Here is a 20,424-nt window from a genome sequence, read left to right as displayed (position 1 = left end):
CCCGGATGCCGCGCGGGGCGGGCGAAAGGGCGCCTTCGCCCCGTTCGCGCACGATGCGATGCGGCACCGGTTTTTTGACAATCGGATGACGGATTCGTAGGATGAAAACTCTGCGGCGACGATTTCGCGTGGCCGACCGTCAGCGAGTATTCATCGTGCCGATCCCCGTTTTGTTTGCCGTTCTGTGTGCGGCGTTCCTGCATGCGTCATGGAACGCGCTCGTCCGCAGCAGCGGCGACCGGCTGCGGTCGGCCACGGTGCTGCAGATCGCGATCGGGCTGTTCGCGCTGCTGTTCCTGCCGGCCGCCGCGCCGATCACGCCCGCGAGCTGGCTTTATGTCGTCGCATCGGCCGTGCTCCACGTCGTGTACACGCTGCTGCTGGTGCGCGCATACGAGCACGGCGACCTGACCGTCGCGTATCCGGTCGCGCGCGGCACCGCGCCGCTGCTCGTCACGCTCGGCGCGGCGGCGTTCGCGGGCGAGCACCTGAATGCGGGCGCGCAAGCCGGACTCGTGCTGATCTGCGCGGGCATCATGGCGATCGGCCTGGAGCGTGGGCGCGACGCGAAGCACCGGATGATGCAGGTGCTGCCGACCGCGTTCGCGACCGGCGTGTCGATCGCGGCCTACAGCGTGGTCGACGGGATCGGCGTGCGGGAAAGCGGCAACACGGTCGGCTATACCGCGTGGATGTTCGTGCTGACGGGCGCGATGATGGCCGCGTACTACCGGCTGCGGGCGGGGCCGCTGCGGCTGACGCAGGATGTCGGCGAAACGACGAAGGCGGCGTGCGGCGGCGTGTTCGCGGCGCTCGCGTACGGCATCGTGATCTGGGCGATGGATCGCGCGCCGATGGGGCCGGTGTCGGCGCTACGGGAAACGAGCGTGGTGTTCGCGGCGCTGATCGCACGCGTGTATCTCGGCGAGCGGCTGACGCCGCGCCGGGCGGCCGGCTGCATCGTGATCGCGGCGGGGGCGTTGCTGATCAGTGCGTTTGAAGCGGTGCGGTGAGCGGGCCGGCGGGGTGCGCGGCCCGCGGCTTCAGCCCTCGACCGGCATCGCACTCGTGCACTTGATCTCGTCGAGGCACACGCTCGAATGCACGCCGCTCACGCCGGGCGTCCGCATCAGCGTCTCGAGCAGGAACTGCGACAAGCCCTTCAGGTCGTGTGCGACGACCTTCAACACGTAGTCGATGTCGCCCGTCACGGAAAAACACTCCTGGATCTGCGCGAGATCGGACACCAGTTTCTGGAACTTCGACAGGTCGCGGATATGCCCGCGCTCCATCGTCACGTGCACGAAAGCGGTGACGCCAAAACCGAGCGTGTCGGGGCACAGCCGGGTTTCGTAGCGACGGATCGCGCCGATCTCCTCCAGCCGCCGGTGGCGGCGCAGCGTTTGCGCGGGCGACAGGCCGACGGCCTTCGCCAGATCGAGGTTCGACGCGCGGCCGTTCTCCTGCAGGATCGAAAGCAAGTGGCGATCGAGGCGATCCAGAACCGGTTCATGCATTTTTGTTTCCTTATCTATCTCCTGGATGCAATCTTATCTCATAATGTAGGGTTTGCATGAACGAGTTACGAAACCCGATTTCGTCGTCGCGACGCTAAACTGACGCCGGATTTTCGTGTGCGAACGCAGCAATGCGGGCGCGGCGACAGTCGGCGGCCGGTCTGGCGGGCACGCCGACACGAATCGGGCGCCGCCACGCGAAGATTGCAGTCCCCAACCCGGCGGCTCCACGAACGGCCCCGGCACAGCAAAACAGCGCCCGGCACACCGAGGCGCGCCGCACCGCTTCAGGCGGAGGCGGACAGAGTGGAGAAGACATGGTTTCTGGAAACGAGAGCGACGGCCTGAAGCGCGGGCTGAAGAACCGGCACATCCAGCTGATTGCGCTCGGCGGCGCGCTCGGCACGGGGCTGTTCCTCGGCATCGCGCAGACCATCAAGATGGCGGGCCCGTCCGTGCTGCTCGGCTACGGGGTGGCCGGCATCATTGCGTTCTTCATCATGCGCCAGCTCGGCGAGATGGTCGTCGACGAGCCTGTCGCCGGCTCGTTCAGCTACTTCGCCAACAAGTACGTCGGCCACTTCACCGGCTTCCTGTCCGGCTGGAACTACTGGGTGCTGTACATCCTCGTCAGCATGGCCGAGCTGTCGGCCGTCGGGATCTACGTGCAGTACTGGTGGCCCGGCGTGCCGACCTGGGTGTCGGCGCTGGTGTTCTTCGTCGCGATCAACCTGCTCAACCTGGCGAGCGTGAAGTCGTACGGCGAGACGGAATTCTGGTTCTCGATCATCAAGGTTGCCGCAATCGTCGGCATGATCGGCTTCGGCGGCTGGCTGCTCGCGAGCGGCCACGCCGGGCCGGAAGCCACCGTCCGCAACCTGTGGCAGCACGGCGGCTTCTTCCCGAACGGCGTGTCGGGGCTCGTGATGTCGATGGCGGCGATCATGTTCTCGTTCGGCGGGCTGGAGCTGATCGGGATCACCGCGGCCGAGGCCGACGATCCGAAGCGCAGCATTCCGCGTGCGACCAACCAGGTCATCTACCGGATCCTGATTTTCTACATCGGCGCACTCGCTGTGCTGCTGTCGCTGTATCCGTGGGAAAAGGTCGTCAGCGGCGGCAGCCCGTTCGTGCTGATCTTCCATGCGCTGAGCAGCAACGTGGTTGCGAACGTGCTGAACGTCGTCGTGCTGACGGCCGCGCTGTCGGTCTACAACAGCGGCGTGTACAGCAACAGCCGGATGCTGTTCGGCCTCGCGCAGCAGGGCAACGCGCCGAAGGTGCTGTGCTCGGTGAACAAGCGCGGCATTCCGCTCGCCGCGCTCGGCGCGTCGGCGCTCGCGACCGGCGTGTGCGTGCTGATCAACTACTTCATGCCGGGCAAGGCGTTCGAGGTGCTGATGGGCCTCGTCGTGTCGGCGCTGATCATCAACTGGGCGATGATCACCCTGATCCACCTGAAGTTCCGCCAGGCGAAGCGCGCGGCCGGGGAGGAGACTTCCTTCCGCAGTCTGGGCTATCCTTTCACGAATTACCTGTGCCTGGCATTCATGGCCGGCATTCTCGTCGTGATGTACCTGACGCCGGATCTCCGCCTGTCGGTGTACCTGATCCCGGTATGGCTCGCGGTGCTCGCGGTCGGGTATCGCTTCCGTCAGAAGAATGCAGGCTATGCGGTGCATGACAGCGCATCCGCACGCTGAAGCAGGCCACGACCGATCATTCTTCCAAACGAGACCGACATAGCCATGTTCGAACACATCGACGCGTACCCGGGCGACCCGATCCTGACGCTCAACGAGGACTTCCAGAAAGATCCGCGCGACCAGAAGGTCAACCTGAGCATCGGCATCTACTTCGACGCCGAAGGCCGGATTCCGGTGATGGGCGCCGTGCGCGAAGCCGAAACCGCGCTGCAGCGCGACAGCAGCGCGAAGCCGTATCTGCCGATGGTCGGCCTGGCCGCGTATCGCGACGCCGTGCAGGCGCTCGTGTTCGGCGCCGATCACCCGGCCCGCGCGGCCGGCCGCATCGCGACGCTGCAAACGCTCGGCGGCTCCGGCGCACTGAAGGTGGGCGCCGATTTCCTGAAGCGCTACTTCCCGGATTCGCAGGTGTGGCTCAGCGATCCGAGCTGGGAAAACCACCGCTTCATCTTCGAGCGCGCCGGCTTCACGGTGAACACGTACCCGTACTACGACGAGGCGACGGGCGGCCTGAAGTTCGACGCGATGCTCGCGGCGATCGACGCGCTGCCGGCGCGCAGCATCGTGCTGCTGCACGCGTGCTGCCATAACCCGACCGGCGTCGACCTCGACGAAGGCCAGTGGGAGAAGCTGATCGACGTGATCGAGGCGCGCGGGCTGCTGCCGTTCGTCGACATGGCGTACCAGGGCTTCGGCGCGGGCCTCGACGCGGACGCCTTCGCGGTGCGCGAACTGGCCCGCCGCGGCGTGCCGGCGCTGGTCGCGAACTCGTTCTCGAAGAACTTCTCGCTGTACGGCGAGCGCGTGGGCGGCCTGAGCGTCGTCTGCGAGGATCCCGCCGCGGCCGACCGCGTGCTCGGCCAGCTGGCCGGCGCCGTGCGCTCGAACTACAGCAACCCGCAAACCTACGGCGCGAAGGTCGTGGCGGCCGTGCTCGGCACGCCTGCGCTGCGCAAGCAGTGGGAAGAGGAACTGGCGGCGATGTGCCGCCGCATCGCACGGATGCGCCAGTCGATCCATGACGGCCTGCGCGACCACGTCAGCGGCGAGGCACTGACGCGCTACGTGAAGCAGCGCGGGATGTTCACGTACACGGGCCTGACCGAATCGCAGGTCGACGCGCTGCGCGAAGTGCACGGCGTGTACATCCTGCGTTCGGGCCGGATGTGCGTGGCGGGCCTGAACGACTCGAACGTCGCCATCGTCGCCGATGCAATCGGCAAGGTGCTGAAAAGCGGCGTCTGATCGCGGCGCGCTCCGGCGCGCCACGCGGCAGGCCGAACCGGCTGTCTCCCGCAAGGGGGCAGCCGGTTTTTTGTTGGGCGGCCGCAAGGTGCGTCGCCCGGCTGACGCGGGGGCAGGCGCGGCGGTACGATCACGGGATCGAACATCACTCGAAAGGAGCGACATGGGCATCCGGATCATCCAGCTCGGCACGCCGCGCGCGGCCGGCGAGGGCCTGCGGATCGGCACGGTGCGGCGGCCGCCGCGCGGCGTGCCGAAGGCGGAATTCGCGTCGCGCAACTACTATGATGTATGGTTGCCGACGCTGTCGCCGAGCCCGGAGCTCGTCGCACAGGCGCAGGCCGCCGAAACCGATGCCGAATGGAACGCGTTCCGGCGTCACTTCCGCGCGGAGATGGCGCATGGCGATGCGTCGAAGGTGCTCGACCTGCTGGCGGCGCTGTCGGCGACCACCGCGTTCTCGATCGGCTGTTACTGCGACGACGAGCGCCATTGCCACCGCAGCGTGCTGCGCGAACTGCTCGCGGAGCGCGGCGCGGCAATCGAGCCCGACGCGGGCTGAACGCAGTTTGAAGCGGCGTCGCGCAGCCGCGCCGGCACGCTGCTGCGTCGTTATCGTGCGGCGCAGCGAACCGGTTGACGTGGGTCAAGCGCGCGGGCGCGCGCGCCACTATGCTCTTGTCATGGAGCCATCACGACGATGACAGGCCGACAGATGCAGATTGTCTTCCCGCCGGAACCCCCCGAATATTGCGCACGCGATCTGGTCGTGGCGTTTTCGGCGCTGGTCGACGGGCGTTGCGTGCAGTGCGCGGTCACGGCCGAGGCGCTGGAAGATCATTTCGGCGCGCCGTCGCTGCTCGAACGCGACCTGCTGGCTGCGTTCGAAGCGCACCGGTCGGCGATCGAGGCGATGGCGCGACGCATGCTCGAGGAAATCGGCGGCCGGCCGGTGCTGCTGCACAGCGGCCACTTCCGGCTCGAAGACTGATACCGCAGGAGGGCGCATGACACTGCAGGGCAATATTCACGAACGCGACTGGTCCGTCGAAGTCGAGACGCGCCCGTGCGAATCAGGCGAATTCCGCTGCCGCGTGTCGGTCGAGCATGGCACCGGTGCCGCGCGATTTCATCACACGTTCGAGCACAGCCACGCGTATCCGACCGAGCGCGAGGCGATGATCGAAGGGCTGCGGGCGGGCATGACGTGGATCGAGATGAAGGCGTCGCAGACCTTCAACGTATGAACCGTCCCGCGCCGACGAAAGCGCGGGCAGACTATCGGCCGGCAGCGATCGAAGCATTCGCGCCGTGCCACGGGCAACACGTGCCGCCGCCTTTCGGTGCGGGCGGCACTTGCAAGGCGGTCGACGAGCGGGCGGCCCCGTCAGGAGACACGACATGGGCGTGGGCATGCAGATCGCCTGCCACGGATTCGCGGGTTCCGCCGCGGTCGAAGCCGAAGCCGGCGCGCAGCTGGTCCGGCTGGAACGGTTTCGCGCGCTGATCGGCGGCTGCCATCTCGCCATCGAAGCGCGTGCCGCCGCCGATGGCGCACGTCAGTACGACGTGCGGCTCGACCTCGTGATGCACGACACGGCGCTGTGGTCGCTGCCGCCGTGCGTCGGCGGCGACGTGGACGACACGCTGCGCCGTGCGTTCATGCAGGCCGAACAGGCGCTGATCGCATGCCAGGCGGGCGGTGCAAGGGTGGGGCTGCGCAACGCGGCGGCCGGCTGCGCGGTGCGATGATGCATCGCGCGCGGGGCCGGGGTCGTGCGGGTCGCCAGACGTCGCCCGGGTCTTGGTCCGTCAGACCCGTGCGAGCGCTTGCGAGTCGATGATGCGTATGCGCTTGCCGCGCGTTTCGACCAGCGCTTCACGATGGAACCGCGAGAACATCCGGCTCACGGTTTCGAGCTTCATCCCGAGATAGCAGCCGATTTCCTCGCGCGTCATCCGCAGGTTGAATTCCGTCGCCGAATAGCCGCGCGCCTCGAAGCGCGATGACAGGTTCAGCAGGAAATGCGCGACGCGTTGCTCGGCCGACATCGTGCCGAGCAGCAGCATCTGGCTCGACTCGCGGACGATCTCGCTGCTCAGCATCTGATAAAGGAAGTGCTGCATCGGCTTGATCTCGCGGCACGCCGCTTCGAGCGCGCCGAACGGGATGATGCACACGACGCTGTCTTCGAGCGCGATCGCGTCGCAACAGTGCTGGCCGCCGCCGATGCCGTCCATCCCGAGCGTTTCACCAGCGATCTGGAAACCCGTCACGTGCTCGCGGCCGTCGCGATGCATCATCACCGTCTTGAATGAACCGGCGCGCACCGCATAGATGCTCTGGAACGGATCGTCGGTGCGGAACAGCGCGTCGCCCTGGCGAACCTGCCGGGTCGTGCAGATGATCGCGTCGAGGCGGCCGTATTCGGCCGCGGTCAGGTGCGGCGGCAGGCACATCGAGCGCATCGCGCAGACCGAGCAGCGCGCGGCGGGATGTTTGGCTGCGTCGGCGCGCGTGACCGCGCGAAGCGGAATCGTCGGCCGAGGTGCGATGGGTACGTCGGCGGCGCAGATGGTGGCTGTGGACATGAGTCACTCCGGCTCGTCAGGGGCGGTGCGCGCGGGCGTGCACCAGGGATTCGATGACACGGCATGCAGCGTCGAATTCGACGGTCTTGTCGAAGAAGTAATCGGCTCCGGCCGACGCGCATGCCTCTCTGAATGCCGGCGCCGAGTGATTCGTCAGCACGATCGTGACGATGCGCGGCGCGGCCTTCGACAGCGTCCCGATCAGGTCGAGGCCGCTGCCGTCCGCCAGCCGCAGGTCGACGATCACCACGTCCGCCTGGCTGCTGCGGATATGCGTCCACGCGTCCTGGCCGTCCTCCGCCTCGCCCACGACGGCGACGCCGCGGATCGCGCCGACGAGCAGCGCGATCCGCTGCCGGACGGCAACAGCGTGATCGACGAGAAACACCCGGAGTGCGGCGGGCAACTGGCTGGCATTCATGCCGGCAGTATCGTGTTGCGCCGCCGAAAATGAAATCGGCCGAATTGGAAGTTGATGTAGGCCGCTGCGACGCGTTGTAGGGCGATTCCTACAACGCGTACGGAAAATCGCCGGAGCGGCGCCGAGCTGGGGGTGCCGCGAGCGCGGCCAGCGGGCTGCGCCGCCGAATCAGCCGGCCCGGCGTGCGTCCAGCGCATCGCGCGCCGTGCGGCACGCGGCCAGATCCCACGCGGCACAGCCGACGCTCTTGAACAGCAGCGGCCCGCTGCGGTCGAATGCGCCGCCGAGCACGTCGGCCAGCGATGCGACGTCCTGCCAGTCGACCTGCGCGACGATTAGGTCGCCGGCTTCGTGGCGCGCGCCGGCCGGATCGTCGACCACCAGCCGGCTGGCGCGCACCGTGGTCGCGTCGATCTCGGCCGCGTCCGCGGTGAATGCGCCGACGCCGACCACGAGCCGGCCTTCGCGCGCGGCTTCGCGATAGACGGGCGTACGGCTCGTCGTCAGCGTGACGACGACATCGATCGCATCGGGAATCGCGTCGCCGTCGAGCGGCACGAGACGCGGCGCGTGCGTGCGATGGGCGGCACAGAAGGCCGCCGCGCTGTCGGCGCTGGTGCCGCGCACGTGAAGGCGTGCTTCGGGAAAGATCGCGGCGAGCGCTTCTGCGTGATTGGCGGCCTGCTTGCCGGTGCCGATCAGCAGGATGTCGCGCGGCGCGGCGCCGTGCAGCGCCTGGATGCCGAGCGCGGTGATGGCCGCCGTGCGGCGTCCGGTGACCGTCGGGCCATCGAGCGCGAAGCGCATCTCGCCGGTGGTCGCGTCATATGCCGTGACCTGGCCGAGGATCGTCGGCAGCCCGCGCGCACCGTTGCCCGGGCACACGTTCACGAGCTTGTGGGTCGCGAGGTCGCGCGCGCTCGACGGCATCGACAGCATCACGCCGCCGGCCTGCAGCGGCACGACCAGGCGTTCGGGGCTGACGATCTCGCCCGACGCATAGTCGGCGACAGCCTGCCTGAGCGTGGCGAGGAGCGCCGGGTAGTCGAGCAGCGCGGCCGTGTCGGCCGCATCGAAAACGGGAATCGGGGAAAGAGCGGTCATCGTGTACGTCGTATGCGTCGGTGAGCGTGGACGACGGGCGCATGCCGCGCCCGCCACAGGGCTGCCGGATACCGTGACACAGGGCAGTGTGGATCGAATCTATACCACTTGCTGGCCCACCCGCAACCCAGAAAATAAAGCGGCTCGCTGTTTTTGGTTCTAATATCTGTCCAGAAGGGCCGTCACGGCGTCGATGCCGGCGCGCTCCGGTATAGTGCGAACCCATTCCAGATTCACGCCCGCGACCGGGCAGGAGCCATACGATGATGTCCGCGCGTCCCGACACACCCGAAGGCGGTTTCAGGCCGCTGCAGATCTACGAGCAGGTGGCCGAGAAGATTCGCGACGAAATTCGCGCGGGGCGCTATGCCGCCGAGTCGCGGCTGCCGTCCGAACGCGAGCTCGCGGGGCTGTTCCAGGTCGGCCGGCCGGCCGTGCGGGAGGCGCTCGGCGCGCTGCAGAACGAAGGGCTCGTGTTCACGAAGCGCAATTCCGGCACCTACGTCGTCGCGTCGCCGCTCGACGTGCTCGCGCAGCGCGGTGACACGCACGCGGCGTCCGAACCCGATTTCAGCCCGACGTCGACGCTCGACGTGCGGCTGATCCTGGAGCCCGCGATCGCCCGCCTCGCGGCCGCGCACGGTCGGGCCGACGCCGGCGCCGAGCGCTATCTGGCTCAGATGGAAACCATTACCGACGTCGACGATCCGCATCAGCGCGCGCTGTGGAACGAGAGCGACCGGCTGTTCCATCGTCAGCTCGCGTTGATGACCGGCGATGCGCTGATGGTGAAGATCGCCGACGAAGTCGCGAAGACGATGGACCAGCCGCTGTGGAAACGCCTGAAGGACGACGGCATCTACGATGCGGGCCGAATCCGGCTCTACGTGTCCGAACACCGGCTGATCTACGAGGCGATCGTGTCCGGCGACGCCGACGCGGCGGCGTTCTATGTCGAGCAGCACATCCGCCGCGTGCGGCGCGACATCACGCCGAAATGACGGCGCCAGGTTCGTTCTGGTCTGAAAAATGACCAGAATCGAAGTTTTTATTTTGATATTGCTTGCATGGTGACCACGCGTGTCCTACATTGGTTTCACACAAAACCAATCAGGAGACATCATGCGACACCTCGTTACCGCGCTCTCGGTGGCCATCGCCGCCGGCGCGCTGACTTCCGCGCACGCGCAGGAAGTCGTGATGATCGGCCATTCGGCGCCGCTGACCGGCCCGCAGGCCGCGAACGGCAAGGACAATGAAAACGGCGCGCGCCTGGCCGTCGACGAACTCAACAAGGCTGGCATCAAGGTCGCCGGCAAGACCGTCACGTTCAAACTGGTTTCCGACGACGACCAGGCCGACCCGAAGGCCGGTGTGCAGGTCGCACAGAATCTCGTCGACAAGGGCGTCGTCGCGGTGCTCGGGCCGTACAACTCGGGCGTCGCGATTCCCGCGTCGCGCGTGTACTCGACTGCCGGCGTGCCGATGCTGCCGGTCGCGTCGAACCCGGCGCTGACGAAGCAGGGCTTCAAGAACATCTTCCGGATCGGCGCGAGCGACGAACAGCTCGGCGGCACGATGGCCACCTTCGCCGCGAAGACGCTGAACGCGAAAACCGCCGCCGTGATCGACGATCGCACCGCATACGGGCAGGGCGTGGCCGAGCAGTTCATGAACGTCGCGAAGGCAAACGGCATCAAGATCGTCGACCAGGAATACACGAGTTCGTCGGCCACCGATTTCCTCGGCATTCTCACCAAGATCAAGGCCAGCAACCCCGACGTGATCTTCCTCGGCGGCTACGCGGCACAGGGCGCGCCGATGGCCAAGCAGATGAAGCAGCGCGGCCTGCGTGCGAAGCTGCTCGGCGGCGACGGCATCTGCTCGGCCGACATGGGCAAGGTGGCGGGCGACGCGGCGTCGATCGTCTACTGCGCGCAGGGCGGCGTCGCGCTCGAGAAGACGGCGGCCGGCCGCGAATTCCTGAAGAAGTACCACGACACGTATCACACCGATACGCAGGTCTACGGCGTGAACTACTACGACGGGATGAAGCTGCTCGCCGACGCGATGGTCAAGGCCGGCACGACCACCGACAAGGCGAAGCTGATCGCGCAGCTCGCGAAGTCGGACTACAAGGGCGTCGCGGGCACCTATTCGTTCGACGCGAACGGCGACCTGAAGGGCGCGCCGACCACCGTCTACGTGATCCGCAACGGCCTGCCGGAACCGTACGCGAAGTAACCGGCCAGCCTGCCATCGGACGGCGGCGCGGCCGCCGTTCTTCGTTTCAACGCATTCGACCACCCATGAAAATTTCCCGATCCCTTTCCACCGTCGAAGTCCATACGGGCGGCGAAGCGTTCCGCATCGTCACGAGCGGGCTGCCGCGTTTGCCGGGCGACACGATCGTCCAGCGCCGCGCGTGGCTCAAGGAGAACGCCGACGAGATCCGCCGCGCACTGATGTTCGAACCGCGCGGCCACGCCGACATGTACGGCGGCTACCTGACCGAGCCCGTGTCGCCGAACGCCGATTTCGGCGTGATCTTCCTGCACAACGAAGGCTACAGCGACCATTGCGGACACGGCGTGATCGCGCTGTCGACTGCGGCCGTCGAGCTCGGCTGGGTGCAGCGCACGGTGCCGGAAACGCGGGTCGGCATCGACGCGCCGTGCGGCTTCATCGAGGCGTTCGTCAAGTGGGACGGCGAGCATGCGGGGCCGGTGCGCTTCGTCAACGTGCCGTCGTTCATCTGGCAGCGCGACGTGTCGGTCGAGACCCCGTCGTTCGGCACCGTGACGGGCGACATCGCGTACGGCGGCGCGTTCTATTTCTATGTCGACGGCGCGCCGTTCGACCTCCCGGTGCGCGAAGCGGCGGTGGAAAAGCTGATTCGATTCGGCGCGGAAGTGAAGGCCGCCGCGAACGCGAAGTACCCGGTCGTGCATCCGGAGATTCCGGAAATCAACCATATCTACGGCACGATCATCGCGAACGCGCCGCGCCACCCGGGCTCGACGCAGGCGAACTGCTGCGTGTTCGCGGATCGCGAGGTCGACCGTTCGCCGACGGGTTCCGGCACCGGCGGCCGGGTTGCACAGCTCTACCAGCGCGGGCTGCTCGCGGCCGGCGACACGCTCGTCAACGAGTCGATCGTCGGCACGGTCTTCAAGGGGCGCGTGCTGCGCGAAACGACGGTCGGCGACATCCCGGCCGTGATTCCGGAAGTGGAGGGCAGCGCGCATATCTGCGGGTTCGCGAACTGGATCGTCGACGAACGCGATCCGCTCACCTACGGTTTTCTCGTGCGCTGAGTGGCAGCGCCGATCGGCCGCGCGTCGCGCGGCCTCCCGGTTGTAGTACCAGGCTTGGCGCGTCGTTCCCGTTGCGGGGCGCGCGCCTTTTTTACGTGGGTACCGCCCGCGCCGCCGCCCCGTGCATGCCGGTGCGACGCCATCGCAGTCCGGCGGGCCGCGCGAGTTTGGTACGATGCACCCTTTTCAGCCGAGCTCCACCCGCGTGAATCGCCGAAACGTGTCGTCAGTGCGTGACTTCTGTGCCAGATGGGTCGCGCGCGCCCAACCCGTCGCGGCTGCCGCCGTCGCGCGGGTCAAGCCTCTCGCCGCCACCGCGTGGCACCATGTCCGTCATCCGACGCGCCGCGGCGTGCTGCTCGCGGGCGCCGCCGTGCCGGCGCTGTTCGTGGTGTACGTGGTCGTGCTGATCCCGTTCACGCCGGGCATCGGCGACATCCGCAAGGCGCGCGTCGACCAGCCCGCACAGGTGCTGTCTGCCGACGGCAAGCTGCTGGCCGAATTCAAGCCGTCGAACCGCGAGTGGGTGCCGCTCAAGCAGATCTCGCCGCACATGGTCGATGCGCTGATCGCGACCGAGGATCACCGCTTCTACGAACACCACGGCCTCGACTGGAAGCGCACGGCGTCGGCCGCGCTCCATACGTTCTCGGGCAGCCGCCAGGGCGGCTCGACGATCACGCAGCAGCTCGCGCGCAACCTGTATCCGGACGAGATCGGCCGCGCGCCGACGCTTACGCGCAAGGTGAAGGAGGCGATCACCGCGCTGAAGATCGAGGCGGTCTACAGCAAGGACCAGATCCTCGAGACCTACCTGAACACGGTGCCGTTCCTGTACAACGCGTACGGCGTCGAGATGGCCGCGCGCACCTATTTCGACAAGTCGGCCGACGAGCTCGACGTGCTCGACAGCGCGACGCTCGTCGGGATGCTGAAAGGCAACAGCTACTACAACCCGGTGCTGAATCCCGAGCGCGCGCTGCAGCGGCGCAATACGGTGCTGGGCCAGATGGTGAAGTACGGCAAGCTGTCGCCCGCGCAGTTCGCGCAGCTGCAGCGCCGGCCGTTGCGGATCGACTTCGAGCGGCAGAAGGAGCCGCCGGGGCCCGCGCCGCATTTCGCGCAGCAGCTGCGCAAATGGCTGATCGCGTGGGCCGACCGCAACGACTACAACATCTACGCGGACGGGCTGATCGTGCGCACGACGATCGACTCGCGGCTGCAGCAGATGGCGACCCAGGCGCTCACGCTGCAAGGTAACCAGCTGCAGGGCATCGCGAACAACGCATGGAGCGGCCGCGACGGCTGCGGCACCGACAACGAGGTGTTCCGCACGTTCATGCGCGAGTCGCCGGAGTACAAGGCTGCGCAGGACGCCGGCAAGGACGACGCGGCCGCGATGAAGCTGCTCGCGGCCGACCGCGGCTTCATGCGCGCGCTGTGCAAGACCAAGACCGACGTGCAGGCCGGCTTCCTCGCGATCGATCCGCGCAACGGTCAGATCCGCGCGTGGGTCGGCAGCCGCGACTTCACCAACGAACCGTTCGACCACGTTGCGCAGGCGCGGCGCCAGCCGGGCTCGACGTTCAAGCCGTTCGTCTATGGCGTCGCGTTCGCGAGCGGGATGAAGCCGGACGACACGTTCATCGACCAGCCGGTCGAGATCCCGTTGAAGGGCGGCGAGATCTGGCGGCCGAACGACGACGTGCCGCCGACCGGCAAGCCGATGACGCTGCGCGACGCGGTCGCGCTGTCGCGCAACCGGATCACCGCGCAGGTGATGGAGAAGGTCGGGCCGGCTTCCGTCGCCAGGCTCGCGCGCGACATGGGCGTGCGCGAAAGCCCGCTCGAACGCGTGCCGTCGCTCGCGCTCGGCACGAGCCCGGTCACGCTGAAAGAGATGGTCGCGTCGTACGCGACGATCGCGAACGGCGGGCTGTATGTCGAGCCGCAGATGGTCACGCGCATCGAGAACCGCCAGGGCGACGTGCTCGCCGAATACGCGCCGGCGCCGCCCGAGCGTGCGCTCGACGCGGAAACCGACAAGACGCTGCTCAGCGTGATGCGCGATGTCGTGACACGCGGCACGGGCGGCAGCATCCGCACGCGCTTCGGGATCCGCGGCGACGTGGCCGGCAAGACCGGCACGACGCAGGACAACGCGGACGGCTGGTTCATCCTGATGCAGCCCGGCCTCGTTGCCGGCGCGTGGGTCGGGTTCGACGACGGCCGCGTGACGCTGCGCAGCGATTATTGGGGGCAGGGCGCGCACAGTGCGCTGCCGATCGTCGGCGATTTCTTCCAGCGTGCGCAGCGCGCCCGGATCGTCGACACGAAGGCGAAATTCGATACCGAGCCGTCGCCGGGCTGGTTCGCGTCGCTGCGCGAGCGCGTGACCGACCTGTTCGACACGTGGTTCCCGCCCGAGGCGAAGAAGGCCCCGGCGCCGGTCAGGACGCAGCGGGTGGAGCGTGCGCCCGAGGCTGACACGGGCGCGGCCTCGGCCGCTTCGGCGCCCGAAGCGGCATCGGGCGGTATCGTCGAGGAATGGGTGCCGGCGTCCGAAGTGGCCGCGTCGGCCGCCGCGCTGTCGGCGGGCGCGTCGCAACCGCAGCCAGCGCAGCCGCCGGCGGGGGCGAGCACGGCGAACGGGGGCAGCGCGGGCCCCGGCGCCGCACCGGCCGCAGCCCCATCGTCCCAGCCGTCTCAGCCGTCCGTACCGGTCGCGCCCGACGCGACCGGCGCTTCGCAGTAACGGAGCCGTTCAGATTTCGCGCGATGCTGCCGTAATCATGTTGTCATGACAGCTCGCGCGGTCGCTCCGCGCCTCCCCGATGAGGCTATCTACCGACTACGTCCCGCTCGTGCGCGACGATCTCGCCGCCGGCGTCCCGCTCGGCTTCGATCTCTACGATGCCGACGGCGCCGCGCTGCTGCCGGCCGGTACGACGCTGCGCGATGCCGCGCAGCATGCGTTCCTGTTCGACCATTTCCGGCCGGTACGCCGGCGCGACAACGCCGAGCCCGAGCCCAGCGTGCCTGACGCGGTGCCGCACGCCGCGCGAATGGGATTGTCGGCGGGCGCCGCGATCGGTCTCCGCCGTCGGGTCGGCGCGACACGCGGGCTGCAGCGCTGCCGGCTGATCGGCATCGCCGCGTCGGGCGCGCTGTTCGTCGAGCCACAGCCGGCCGCCGCGTTCGACTTCGCGCGCGGCGACGACATCGAGGCGGTCGCGATCGGCCGAGCCGCCGTGTCGCGTTTCGGTGCGACGGTCGAGTCGGTGCAGACGTCTGGTGCCGCGCGGTTTCTGATCCTGTCGCCGCCCGGCTTCGTCGACCGGCTGCGCACGCGCGCGGAGCCGCGCGTGCCGGTGCGGATCGCCGCCTGCTGCGCGGGCGGGGCGGAGGGGGCGGAAGGCATCGGGATGGTGCACGACATCAGCGTGAGCGGGCTGTCGATTGCCGTCGACCGGCCGATTGCGGCAACCGGCGAACCGTTGCGCGTGCTGCTTCCGTACGCTGCGGGCGATCGGGTCGAGCTGCTGGCGCTCGAGGGTACCGTGCGGGCCGTCCATGCGGATCCGGCTGCGCCCGCGCTGACGCTGCATCACGCGGCGTTCGGCGAGATCGGCGCCGACGACCTGATCCGCCTCAAGGCGCTGCTGTTCGACCGGCTGATGGCGTCGTCGGATACCGATCGGCGGCGCTGATGGGGGGCGGGCGGACCGGGCGCCGTGCCGCGGTATTCAGTGCGTGAATGCCGATAATCATCTGATGATTCAATGGTTTCCACGGCGATTGTATATTTTCCGTCAACAGTGAATTCGCGATTTAAGTATTTACCCTGATAGCGCAGCCTCCTAGACTTCTACTCATGCGCAACGACCCCGAGTCCGAAGCGCCTGACAAAACAATTCTGGAGGTAATGCATCATGAAATCGCTGATCAAGGCAGTTGCACTGGCCGCTCTGGTGGCCGCACCGGTCGTCTCGTTCGCACAGAGCCAGCAGCCGCTGACGCGCGCGCAAGTGCGCGCCGAGCTGGTCCAGCTCGAAAAGGCCGGCTACAACCCGAACGACTGGATGAACTACCCGGAAAACATCCAGGCCGCACAAGCAAAGATCGCCGCCGCGCAGAACACCGGCGCGCAAGCTGATGCAACGGGCTACGGTGCGAACGCTGCCGCGGCGTCGCAGTCGGGTCAGCGCGTGGTCGTGCCGGCCGCAACCGACCGTTCGTCGGTGTTCTTCGGCCACTAAGCCAGTTGCCATGCGGCGGCGTTTGCCGCCGCTGGAAGCCTCGCATTGAAAAGAGCCCGCACTCGGTTGGAGTGCGGGCTCTTTGCATTGGAGCGCAGCGGCGCGATGCTTTCAGCCGCGAGGAATGCGCAGGACATGCGAAAACTGGCGATGGATCCATGCGATATCAACCCGTGCCAATAATCATGTCGCATGCAACGTCCGCTGGATACGCTTCCGCGTTGCATCGTTAGCGTAAGATCGCCGGCGATGTGGAATGACGATTTCAATCAACGGAGAAGCGATGCGCCTGTATTTGGTCAGCGGAACAGTGTCAAATTTGCGCTTTTCTCGCGAGGTGTATTCGGCATCAAAATTTCAAAAATTCGAAGCGATGGCAGCGGAGTTCGCGCCTCTATTGCGTGAGGCCATTGGTGAAGGTGGTATGGCGATGCAGAACGATCCTGACAGGGCTCGCTCCAAACCACGCAAAGGTTACTGGATCGAGATCGAGGTGGCAGGGCGAACGCTCGAGGGCTGGTTCGACAGTATTTCGATTGAGAATGGCGGGCATGTCGACGCCGTCTGTGACGAAAACGGATTGATGATGGCGCTTCACAACCCGTTTGCGAGGTTGATCGTATTCAAGCCGCCTTGCCCTGACGGCCTGAAGCCCGTTTTCAACAGATCCTTGCTTTACGCCTACCTCGCCGTGACCGCGCTTTTATTTTTTGGCCTGGCCTTTATGTTGGCGTTCGCGGCATCCACGTGGGGCCAATTTTTTGACCTGATGCCGATCCTGCTGGCAATGACGATGTCGGTCGTGGCGCTCTTCGTGCTGTTGGCCTTTCGCGATGAATTGATCATTGGACGGAGAACCAGAAAGATTCTCAAGTTGCTCGGTTTGTCGGATACGGCGAGCAAACTGACGGCGGAATACATCGGCACCGGTGACGCGTACCGCTACTGACGGTTTCGGCCCGAACCTCCGGCCGCTTTTGAGCCGGTGATTTGGGTGACTGCGCGATTCTTCCGTCAGGCGAATCCAGGGTTTCAACCGCGAGCTATCCCGTAAAAATGTGTGTTCCCGGTATCCCTGAAATCCATGCGACGGGCCCACACTTGGGCTTCAACTCCACCCATCATTACCGCGCAGTACTCGCGTGCCGAGCCCGCGTCGCGAGCACGGCCGCGACGCCGCCGAGGATCGCGGCCGATGCGAGCGCGAGCCGCCATGTCGGCTGTTCCGACAGGAACAGCACGGCGCCGCACGCGGCGATGGGCGGAACGGAGAGTTGAACCGCCGCGGCGCGCATGGCCGTGAGGTGCCGCAGCGCGGCATACCAGACCACGTAGCCGAGGCCCGACGTCAGCGCCCCGGAAAGCGCGGCGAGGGCGACGCCGGCCGGCGTGACATGAAAGCGGGCGGCGAGCGCGACGCTCAGCGCGAGTGCCAGCGGCGCCGCACGCAGGAAGTTGCCGGCGGTCGCCGCGACCGGATCGACGGGCCGGCGGCCCCGTATCGAATAGATGCCCCACGCAATGCCGGCGGCCGTCATCAGCGCGGCACCTTGTGGGGTCGGCGCGGCGAGCCCGGGTGACACGAGATATACCAGCCCGCCGAGCGCCGCGCCGAACCCGGCCCAGCCGGTTGCGGCAAACCGTTCGCCCGCGTGCCATCCCGCCGCGAACATCGTCAGTTGCACCGCGCCGAACAGGATCAGCGCGCCGGTGGCCGCGCTGACGGTCAGGTACGCAAACGAGAAGCATGCGACGTATACGAACAGCATCGCCGCAGCCGGCCAGTCGGCTGGCGGGGCGGGCCGTCGGGCACCCACGCGCGCGACGACCGCGAGCATCAGCGCGCCCGATACGAGGCGCAGGCTGCCGAAGCTGGCCGCGTCGATTCGCCCAGCCTGCAGCGCGAGTCGGCACAGCAGCGAATTCGATGCGAACGCGAGCATCGCGATCGTCGTCAATGCGACGATGCGCACGCCCGGCCGGACATGCAGCGCGAATGCGGAGGCGGGCGGTCGCATCGGGGCCTCACGCGTGGCTGGCGACGATCAGCACGGCCGCGCCGAACAACGCGACGCCGAGCGGCGCGGTGAGCGCCTGCCCCCACGACGCATTCTTCTCGAGGGCCATCAACGCGGCGAGCGACAGCATCCAGCCCAGACTACCGGCGCCGACGACGAACATCAGCAGCATCAGCGCCCAGCAGCAGCCGACACAGAAGACCCCGTGGCTGACGCCGAGCGCGAACGCGTGACGCATCGGCGTGCGGCCGCGCCAGCGGCTGATCACGAAACTGAAGGGGGTTCGGCAGCGGTCGAGGCAGTGCGTCTTCAGTCCGCTGAACTGGAACGCGCCGGCGAGCGCGAAGACGGCCGCGCCGATCAGCCAGCCACGCCACGCGAGCGCCGGCACCTGCGCGACACCGGTCAGCAGCAGCCCGTGCAGGGCGTGTGCGACGAGGCCGAAGCCGCTCCACGTGGCGACGTAGCCGATGCCGACGAGCGCAAGCAGGCGCGTCTGGTCGGGGCGGCTCGCGACGACGCGGGCGAACGCATCGAACAGCGACAGCGTCGTCGGCAGCATCATCGCGAGGATCATCAGGGTCCAGCCGGCCGCGTCGAACGCAGCCGGCAGCCATAGCGTGCCGCCCGGCAGCGCGCGACAAAGCGCGCTGAACGGCGACGGCAGTGTGCTGTCGCCGTGGTCGAGGTACCGCCCGTACGGACTGCGCGTCCACGCCCACAGGGTGAGCCACGCGAACGCGACGAGACTCGCGAGCACGAGTGGAAACACGCGCCGATGCAGCGACGCAGCCATGATCGTTGGCGTGCGATCGCGCTTCACGCGTCGAACAGGAACGTGCTCTGCAGCGCGTTGTGATTCTTCAGATCGACGTCGATGCCGATCGCCGCGTTCTTCGACCGATAGACGGGCGCCTTGCCGACGAACACCGGCGCGCCGGGCACCGTCGAGAACACGGTGTCGGTCAGCGTCGTCTGCGCGCCGCTCGGGCCGAGGTACGGCTCGAGTTCCGCGTGGTAGTCGGTGCCGATCGACAGCGTGCCGCGCGCCCCTTCGACATTGAACGTGATGGGGGCGCGTTCGATCGACACGACCTTGCCGATCAGTTTGGCGAGTTCGGCGATCGGGCCGCCGGCCTGGCCCGTGTAGACCTTGAGCAGCGCCTGCTCCTGCGCCTCGGACGCGGTGTCGCTGAGATAGATCGCAGCCGTCCAGTTGCCTTGCAGGATGTTGCCCGGCACGCGGCACACGGCGGCGAGCGTATTGCCGCCCACGTCGACGCCGTCGATGGTGCCCTTGTCGACATGCCACGCGACGATCGTGTCGCAGACGCCGAAATCCGGATCCTCGCCGATCCAGCACGGGCAAAGTACGCGACAGTTGCAGACCTCGAGCAGACGGCCTTCAAGGTGATAGCTCATGATTCCCTCCAGGGAGCGACGGCGATGGCACGTTGGGCTGGGTGGAGGAAGCTGACAGACGAATCGTCACCCCGCTCGGCGATGCGAACGCGAAATGCGCTGAGGAATGCGCGGAAGCGGAGACGGGATGGATGCGATAGCGCGGGCCTGAAGCGGCGTATCGATTTTCAAGTGTAGGTGTGGAGGGCCGATATGCAAGCCGTCGCAGGCTGCGAGGCCGGCTGACAAGCCAGCGCGCGTGCGCTAGCATCGCGATCGGTGTCGCCGCGAGACGGCGGCGCGATGCGCGTCAGCGCGGCAAGCCCGGCACCGGGTTCCCCGACTTCAACGAACAACAAGGAGCATCCATGCGTGTCTTGACCGGTCTGCTGTGCTCGCTGGCGCTGGCGGCGAACGTCGCCCATGCACAGGCGAATTGTGCCGACGCGACGGATCAGGCGGCGATGACGGCATGTGCCGATCGCGCCTACAAGAAATCCGACGGGGAACTGAACCGGACCTACCAGGCCGTCACCGCACGCCTGCACGAAGCGCGGCCGCTTGCCGACAAACTCGTGAATGCGCAGCGTGCGTGGATCGCGTATCGCGATGCCGAGTGCAACTTCTCCAGCGCGAATGCCGAAGGCGGCAGCGTGTATCCGATGGTCGTGTCGACCTGCCTCGACGATCTGACCAAGGCGCGCACCGAAACGCTGAAGGGCTATCTGTCCTGCGAGGAAGGCGATCTCGCGTGCCCGGTGCCGGCCAAGTAAGCGTCGTGCGCCACCCCGGCCGGCCGCCTGCCGCGCGGCCGGTGGCGCCCACCATCCGAGGCTGGACGTCG

Annotated in this window: 22 protein-coding genes; 15 read left to right on the top strand and 7 right to left on the bottom strand. The window is 67.3% G+C overall.

Going from position 1 to position 20,424, the window contains the following annotated elements; genetic code table 11:
• Window positions 1–155: 155 nt before the first annotated feature.
• Complete coding sequence (locus ACN8ZM_RS22815; protein WP_420212456.1) at window positions 156–1,013, top strand: EamA family transporter; 858 nt, start codon at window positions 156–158, stop codon at window positions 1,011–1,013.
• A 30-nt stretch (window positions 1,014–1,043) separates the two neighbouring features.
• Here the strand turns inward: ACN8ZM_RS22815 and ACN8ZM_RS22810 are convergent, their stop codons facing one another.
• Window positions 1,044–1,517, bottom strand: coding sequence for an Lrp/AsnC family transcriptional regulator (locus tag ACN8ZM_RS22810; RefSeq protein WP_043183655.1), 474 nt, complete (start codon window positions 1,515–1,517; stop codon window positions 1,044–1,046).
• A gap of 317 nt (window positions 1,518–1,834) precedes the next feature.
• On the opposite strand from ACN8ZM_RS22810, the gene ACN8ZM_RS22805 reads away from it, so the two are divergent.
• From ACN8ZM_RS22805 to ACN8ZM_RS22780, 6 genes are all read left to right on the top strand, one after another.
• On the top strand, window positions 1,835–3,220 hold the full coding sequence (locus ACN8ZM_RS22805; RefSeq protein WP_043183656.1) for an amino acid permease: 1,386 nt from the start codon (window positions 1,835–1,837) through the stop codon (window positions 3,218–3,220).
• A 45-nt stretch (window positions 3,221–3,265) separates the two neighbouring features.
• Window positions 3,266–4,468 carry an amino acid aminotransferase gene (locus ACN8ZM_RS22800; protein ID WP_420212455.1) on the top strand — a complete coding sequence of 401 codons (1,203 nt, stop codon included), beginning with the start codon at window positions 3,266–3,268 and terminating at the stop codon, window positions 4,466–4,468.
• A gap of 163 nt (window positions 4,469–4,631) precedes the next feature.
• Window positions 4,632–5,030: a DUF488 domain-containing protein gene (locus ACN8ZM_RS22795; RefSeq protein ID WP_043183658.1), complete on the top strand. Its 399-nt coding sequence runs from the start codon at window positions 4,632–4,634 to the stop codon at window positions 5,028–5,030.
• A gap of 138 nt (window positions 5,031–5,168) precedes the next feature.
• The gene (locus ACN8ZM_RS22790; protein ID WP_043183659.1) at window positions 5,169–5,459 is read left to right on the top strand and encodes a DUF1488 domain-containing protein; all 291 of its coding nucleotides are present in this window, start codon (window positions 5,169–5,171) and stop codon (window positions 5,457–5,459) included.
• A 16-nt stretch (window positions 5,460–5,475) separates the two neighbouring features.
• The gene (locus tag ACN8ZM_RS22785) at window positions 5,476–5,715 is read left to right on the top strand and encodes a UDP-glucose 4-epimerase (protein WP_089453021.1); all 240 of its coding nucleotides are present in this window, start codon (window positions 5,476–5,478) and stop codon (window positions 5,713–5,715) included.
• Window positions 5,716–5,869: 154 nt separating this feature from the next.
• A complete protein-coding gene (locus ACN8ZM_RS22780; protein ID WP_420212454.1) occupies window positions 5,870–6,220 on the top strand; it encodes a metal ABC transporter ATPase in 351 nt (116 codons plus the stop codon).
• A gap of 60 nt (window positions 6,221–6,280) precedes the next feature.
• Here ACN8ZM_RS22780 and ACN8ZM_RS22775 read toward each other — a convergent pair whose 3' ends face one another.
• The 3 genes from ACN8ZM_RS22775 to lhpI all read right to left on the bottom strand — a co-directional run bounded on the left by ACN8ZM_RS22775 (window position 6,281) and on the right by lhpI (window position 8,585).
• Complete coding sequence (locus tag ACN8ZM_RS22775; protein WP_089453019.1) at window positions 6,281–7,060, bottom strand: helix-turn-helix domain-containing protein; 780 nt, start codon at window positions 7,058–7,060, stop codon at window positions 6,281–6,283.
• A 16-nt stretch (window positions 7,061–7,076) separates the two neighbouring features.
• Window positions 7,077–7,481 carry a response regulator transcription factor gene (locus ACN8ZM_RS22770; protein ID WP_043183664.1) on the bottom strand — a complete coding sequence of 135 codons (405 nt, stop codon included), beginning with the start codon at window positions 7,479–7,481 and terminating at the stop codon, window positions 7,077–7,079.
• A 168-nt stretch (window positions 7,482–7,649) separates the two neighbouring features.
• Window positions 7,650–8,585: a bifunctional Delta(1)-pyrroline-2-carboxylate/Delta(1)-piperideine-2-carboxylate reductase gene (lhpI, locus tag ACN8ZM_RS22765; RefSeq protein WP_420212453.1), complete on the bottom strand. Its 936-nt coding sequence runs from the start codon at window positions 8,583–8,585 to the stop codon at window positions 7,650–7,652.
• A 263-nt stretch (window positions 8,586–8,848) separates the two neighbouring features.
• On the opposite strand from lhpI, the gene ACN8ZM_RS22760 reads away from it, so the two are divergent.
• The 7 genes from ACN8ZM_RS22760 to ACN8ZM_RS22730 all read left to right on the top strand — a co-directional run bounded on the left by ACN8ZM_RS22760 (window position 8,849) and on the right by ACN8ZM_RS22730 (window position 17,110).
• Window positions 8,849–9,586 carry a FadR/GntR family transcriptional regulator gene (locus ACN8ZM_RS22760; RefSeq protein ID WP_043183666.1) on the top strand — a complete coding sequence of 246 codons (738 nt, stop codon included), beginning with the start codon at window positions 8,849–8,851 and terminating at the stop codon, window positions 9,584–9,586.
• A gap of 121 nt (window positions 9,587–9,707) precedes the next feature.
• A complete protein-coding gene (locus tag ACN8ZM_RS22755) occupies window positions 9,708–10,829 on the top strand; it encodes a branched-chain amino acid ABC transporter substrate-binding protein (protein ID WP_420212452.1) in 1,122 nt (373 codons plus the stop codon).
• 65 nt (window positions 10,830–10,894) lie between these two features.
• Entirely contained in the window at window positions 10,895–11,902 is a 1,008-nt protein-coding gene (gene lhpH / locus ACN8ZM_RS22750) for a trans-3-hydroxy-L-proline dehydratase (protein ID WP_043183670.1), read from the top strand.
• Window positions 11,903–12,077: 175 nt separating this feature from the next.
• Complete coding sequence (locus ACN8ZM_RS22745; RefSeq protein ID WP_420212451.1) at window positions 12,078–14,657, top strand: penicillin-binding protein 1A; 2,580 nt, start codon at window positions 12,078–12,080, stop codon at window positions 14,655–14,657.
• A gap of 79 nt (window positions 14,658–14,736) precedes the next feature.
• Entirely contained in the window at window positions 14,737–15,612 is an 876-nt protein-coding gene (locus ACN8ZM_RS22740) for a PilZ domain-containing protein (protein WP_420212450.1), read from the top strand.
• Window positions 15,613–15,834: 222 nt separating this feature from the next.
• Complete coding sequence (locus tag ACN8ZM_RS22735; RefSeq protein ID WP_043183673.1) at window positions 15,835–16,161, top strand: DUF4148 domain-containing protein; 327 nt, start codon at window positions 15,835–15,837, stop codon at window positions 16,159–16,161.
• 256 nt (window positions 16,162–16,417) lie between these two features.
• Window positions 16,418–17,110, top strand: coding sequence for a hypothetical protein (locus ACN8ZM_RS22730; RefSeq protein WP_420212449.1), 693 nt, complete (start codon window positions 16,418–16,420; stop codon window positions 17,108–17,110).
• A 175-nt stretch (window positions 17,111–17,285) separates the two neighbouring features.
• Here the strand turns inward: ACN8ZM_RS22730 and ACN8ZM_RS22725 are convergent, their stop codons facing one another.
• From ACN8ZM_RS22725 to ACN8ZM_RS22715, 3 genes are read right to left on the bottom strand one after another with little or no spacing between them, the layout of a single operon-like run.
• On the bottom strand, window positions 17,286–18,179 hold the full coding sequence (locus ACN8ZM_RS22725) for a DMT family transporter (RefSeq protein WP_420212448.1): 894 nt from the start codon (window positions 18,177–18,179) through the stop codon (window positions 17,286–17,288).
• 7 nt (window positions 18,180–18,186) lie between these two features.
• Window positions 18,187–18,975 carry a DUF2182 domain-containing protein gene (locus ACN8ZM_RS22720; protein ID WP_080741589.1) on the bottom strand — a complete coding sequence of 263 codons (789 nt, stop codon included), beginning with the start codon at window positions 18,973–18,975 and terminating at the stop codon, window positions 18,187–18,189.
• Between the two features lie 23 nt (window positions 18,976–18,998).
• Complete coding sequence (locus ACN8ZM_RS22715) at window positions 18,999–19,601, bottom strand: DUF1326 domain-containing protein (RefSeq protein WP_089453012.1); 603 nt, start codon at window positions 19,599–19,601, stop codon at window positions 18,999–19,001.
• Window positions 19,602–19,948: 347 nt separating this feature from the next.
• On the opposite strand from ACN8ZM_RS22715, the gene ACN8ZM_RS22710 reads away from it, so the two are divergent.
• Window positions 19,949–20,353, top strand: a complete 405-nt coding sequence (locus tag ACN8ZM_RS22710) for a lysozyme inhibitor LprI family protein (RefSeq protein ID WP_089453011.1) — start codon at window positions 19,949–19,951, stop codon at window positions 20,351–20,353.
• Window positions 20,354–20,424: the final 71 nt, after the last annotated feature.

This window comes from Burkholderia aenigmatica, from assembly GCF_048627025.1.
Classification (GTDB): domain Bacteria; phylum Pseudomonadota; class Gammaproteobacteria; order Burkholderiales; family Burkholderiaceae; genus Burkholderia; species Burkholderia aenigmatica.
This window is presented reverse-complemented; position numbering and strand designations above follow the sequence as displayed.

Coding starts and splice junctions, on each gene's coding strand:
- ACN8ZM_RS22810 (WP_043183655.1), bottom strand. CDS start 1,517: ATGCATGAACCGGTTCTGGATCGCCTCGATCGCCACTTGCTTTCGATC.
- ACN8ZM_RS22805 (WP_043183656.1), top strand. CDS start 1,835: ATGGTTTCTGGAAACGAGAGCGACGGCCTGAAGCGCGGGCTGAAGAAC.
- ACN8ZM_RS22800 (WP_420212455.1), top strand. CDS start 3,266: ATGTTCGAACACATCGACGCGTACCCGGGCGACCCGATCCTGACGCTC.
- ACN8ZM_RS22795 (WP_043183658.1), top strand. CDS start 4,632: ATGGGCATCCGGATCATCCAGCTCGGCACGCCGCGCGCGGCCGGCGAG.
- ACN8ZM_RS22790 (WP_043183659.1), top strand. CDS start 5,169: ATGACAGGCCGACAGATGCAGATTGTCTTCCCGCCGGAACCCCCCGAA.
- ACN8ZM_RS22785 (WP_089453021.1), top strand. CDS start 5,476: ATGACACTGCAGGGCAATATTCACGAACGCGACTGGTCCGTCGAAGTC.
- ACN8ZM_RS22780 (WP_420212454.1), top strand. CDS start 5,870: ATGGGCGTGGGCATGCAGATCGCCTGCCACGGATTCGCGGGTTCCGCC.
- ACN8ZM_RS22775 (WP_089453019.1), bottom strand. CDS start 7,060: ATGTCCACAGCCACCATCTGCGCCGCCGACGTACCCATCGCACCTCGG.
- ACN8ZM_RS22770 (WP_043183664.1), bottom strand. CDS start 7,481: ATGAATGCCAGCCAGTTGCCCGCCGCACTCCGGGTGTTTCTCGTCGAT.
- lhpI (WP_420212453.1), bottom strand. CDS start 8,585: ATGACCGCTCTTTCCCCGATTCCCGTTTTCGATGCGGCCGACACGGCC.
- ACN8ZM_RS22760 (WP_043183666.1), top strand. CDS start 8,849: ATGATGTCCGCGCGTCCCGACACACCCGAAGGCGGTTTCAGGCCGCTG.
- ACN8ZM_RS22755 (WP_420212452.1), top strand. CDS start 9,708: ATGCGACACCTCGTTACCGCGCTCTCGGTGGCCATCGCCGCCGGCGCG.
- lhpH (WP_043183670.1), top strand. CDS start 10,895: ATGAAAATTTCCCGATCCCTTTCCACCGTCGAAGTCCATACGGGCGGC.
- ACN8ZM_RS22745 (WP_420212451.1), top strand. CDS start 12,078: ATGCACCCTTTTCAGCCGAGCTCCACCCGCGTGAATCGCCGAAACGTG.
- ACN8ZM_RS22740 (WP_420212450.1), top strand. CDS start 14,737: ATGAGGCTATCTACCGACTACGTCCCGCTCGTGCGCGACGATCTCGCC.
- ACN8ZM_RS22735 (WP_043183673.1), top strand. CDS start 15,835: ATGAAATCGCTGATCAAGGCAGTTGCACTGGCCGCTCTGGTGGCCGCA.
- ACN8ZM_RS22730 (WP_420212449.1), top strand. CDS start 16,418: ATGACGATTTCAATCAACGGAGAAGCGATGCGCCTGTATTTGGTCAGC.
- ACN8ZM_RS22725 (WP_420212448.1), bottom strand. CDS start 18,179: ATGCGACCGCCCGCCTCCGCATTCGCGCTGCATGTCCGGCCGGGCGTG.
- ACN8ZM_RS22720 (WP_080741589.1), bottom strand. CDS start 18,975: ATGGCTGCGTCGCTGCATCGGCGCGTGTTTCCACTCGTGCTCGCGAGT.
- ACN8ZM_RS22715 (WP_089453012.1), bottom strand. CDS start 19,601: ATGAGCTATCACCTTGAAGGCCGTCTGCTCGAGGTCTGCAACTGTCGC.
- ACN8ZM_RS22710 (WP_089453011.1), top strand. CDS start 19,949: ATGCGTGTCTTGACCGGTCTGCTGTGCTCGCTGGCGCTGGCGGCGAAC.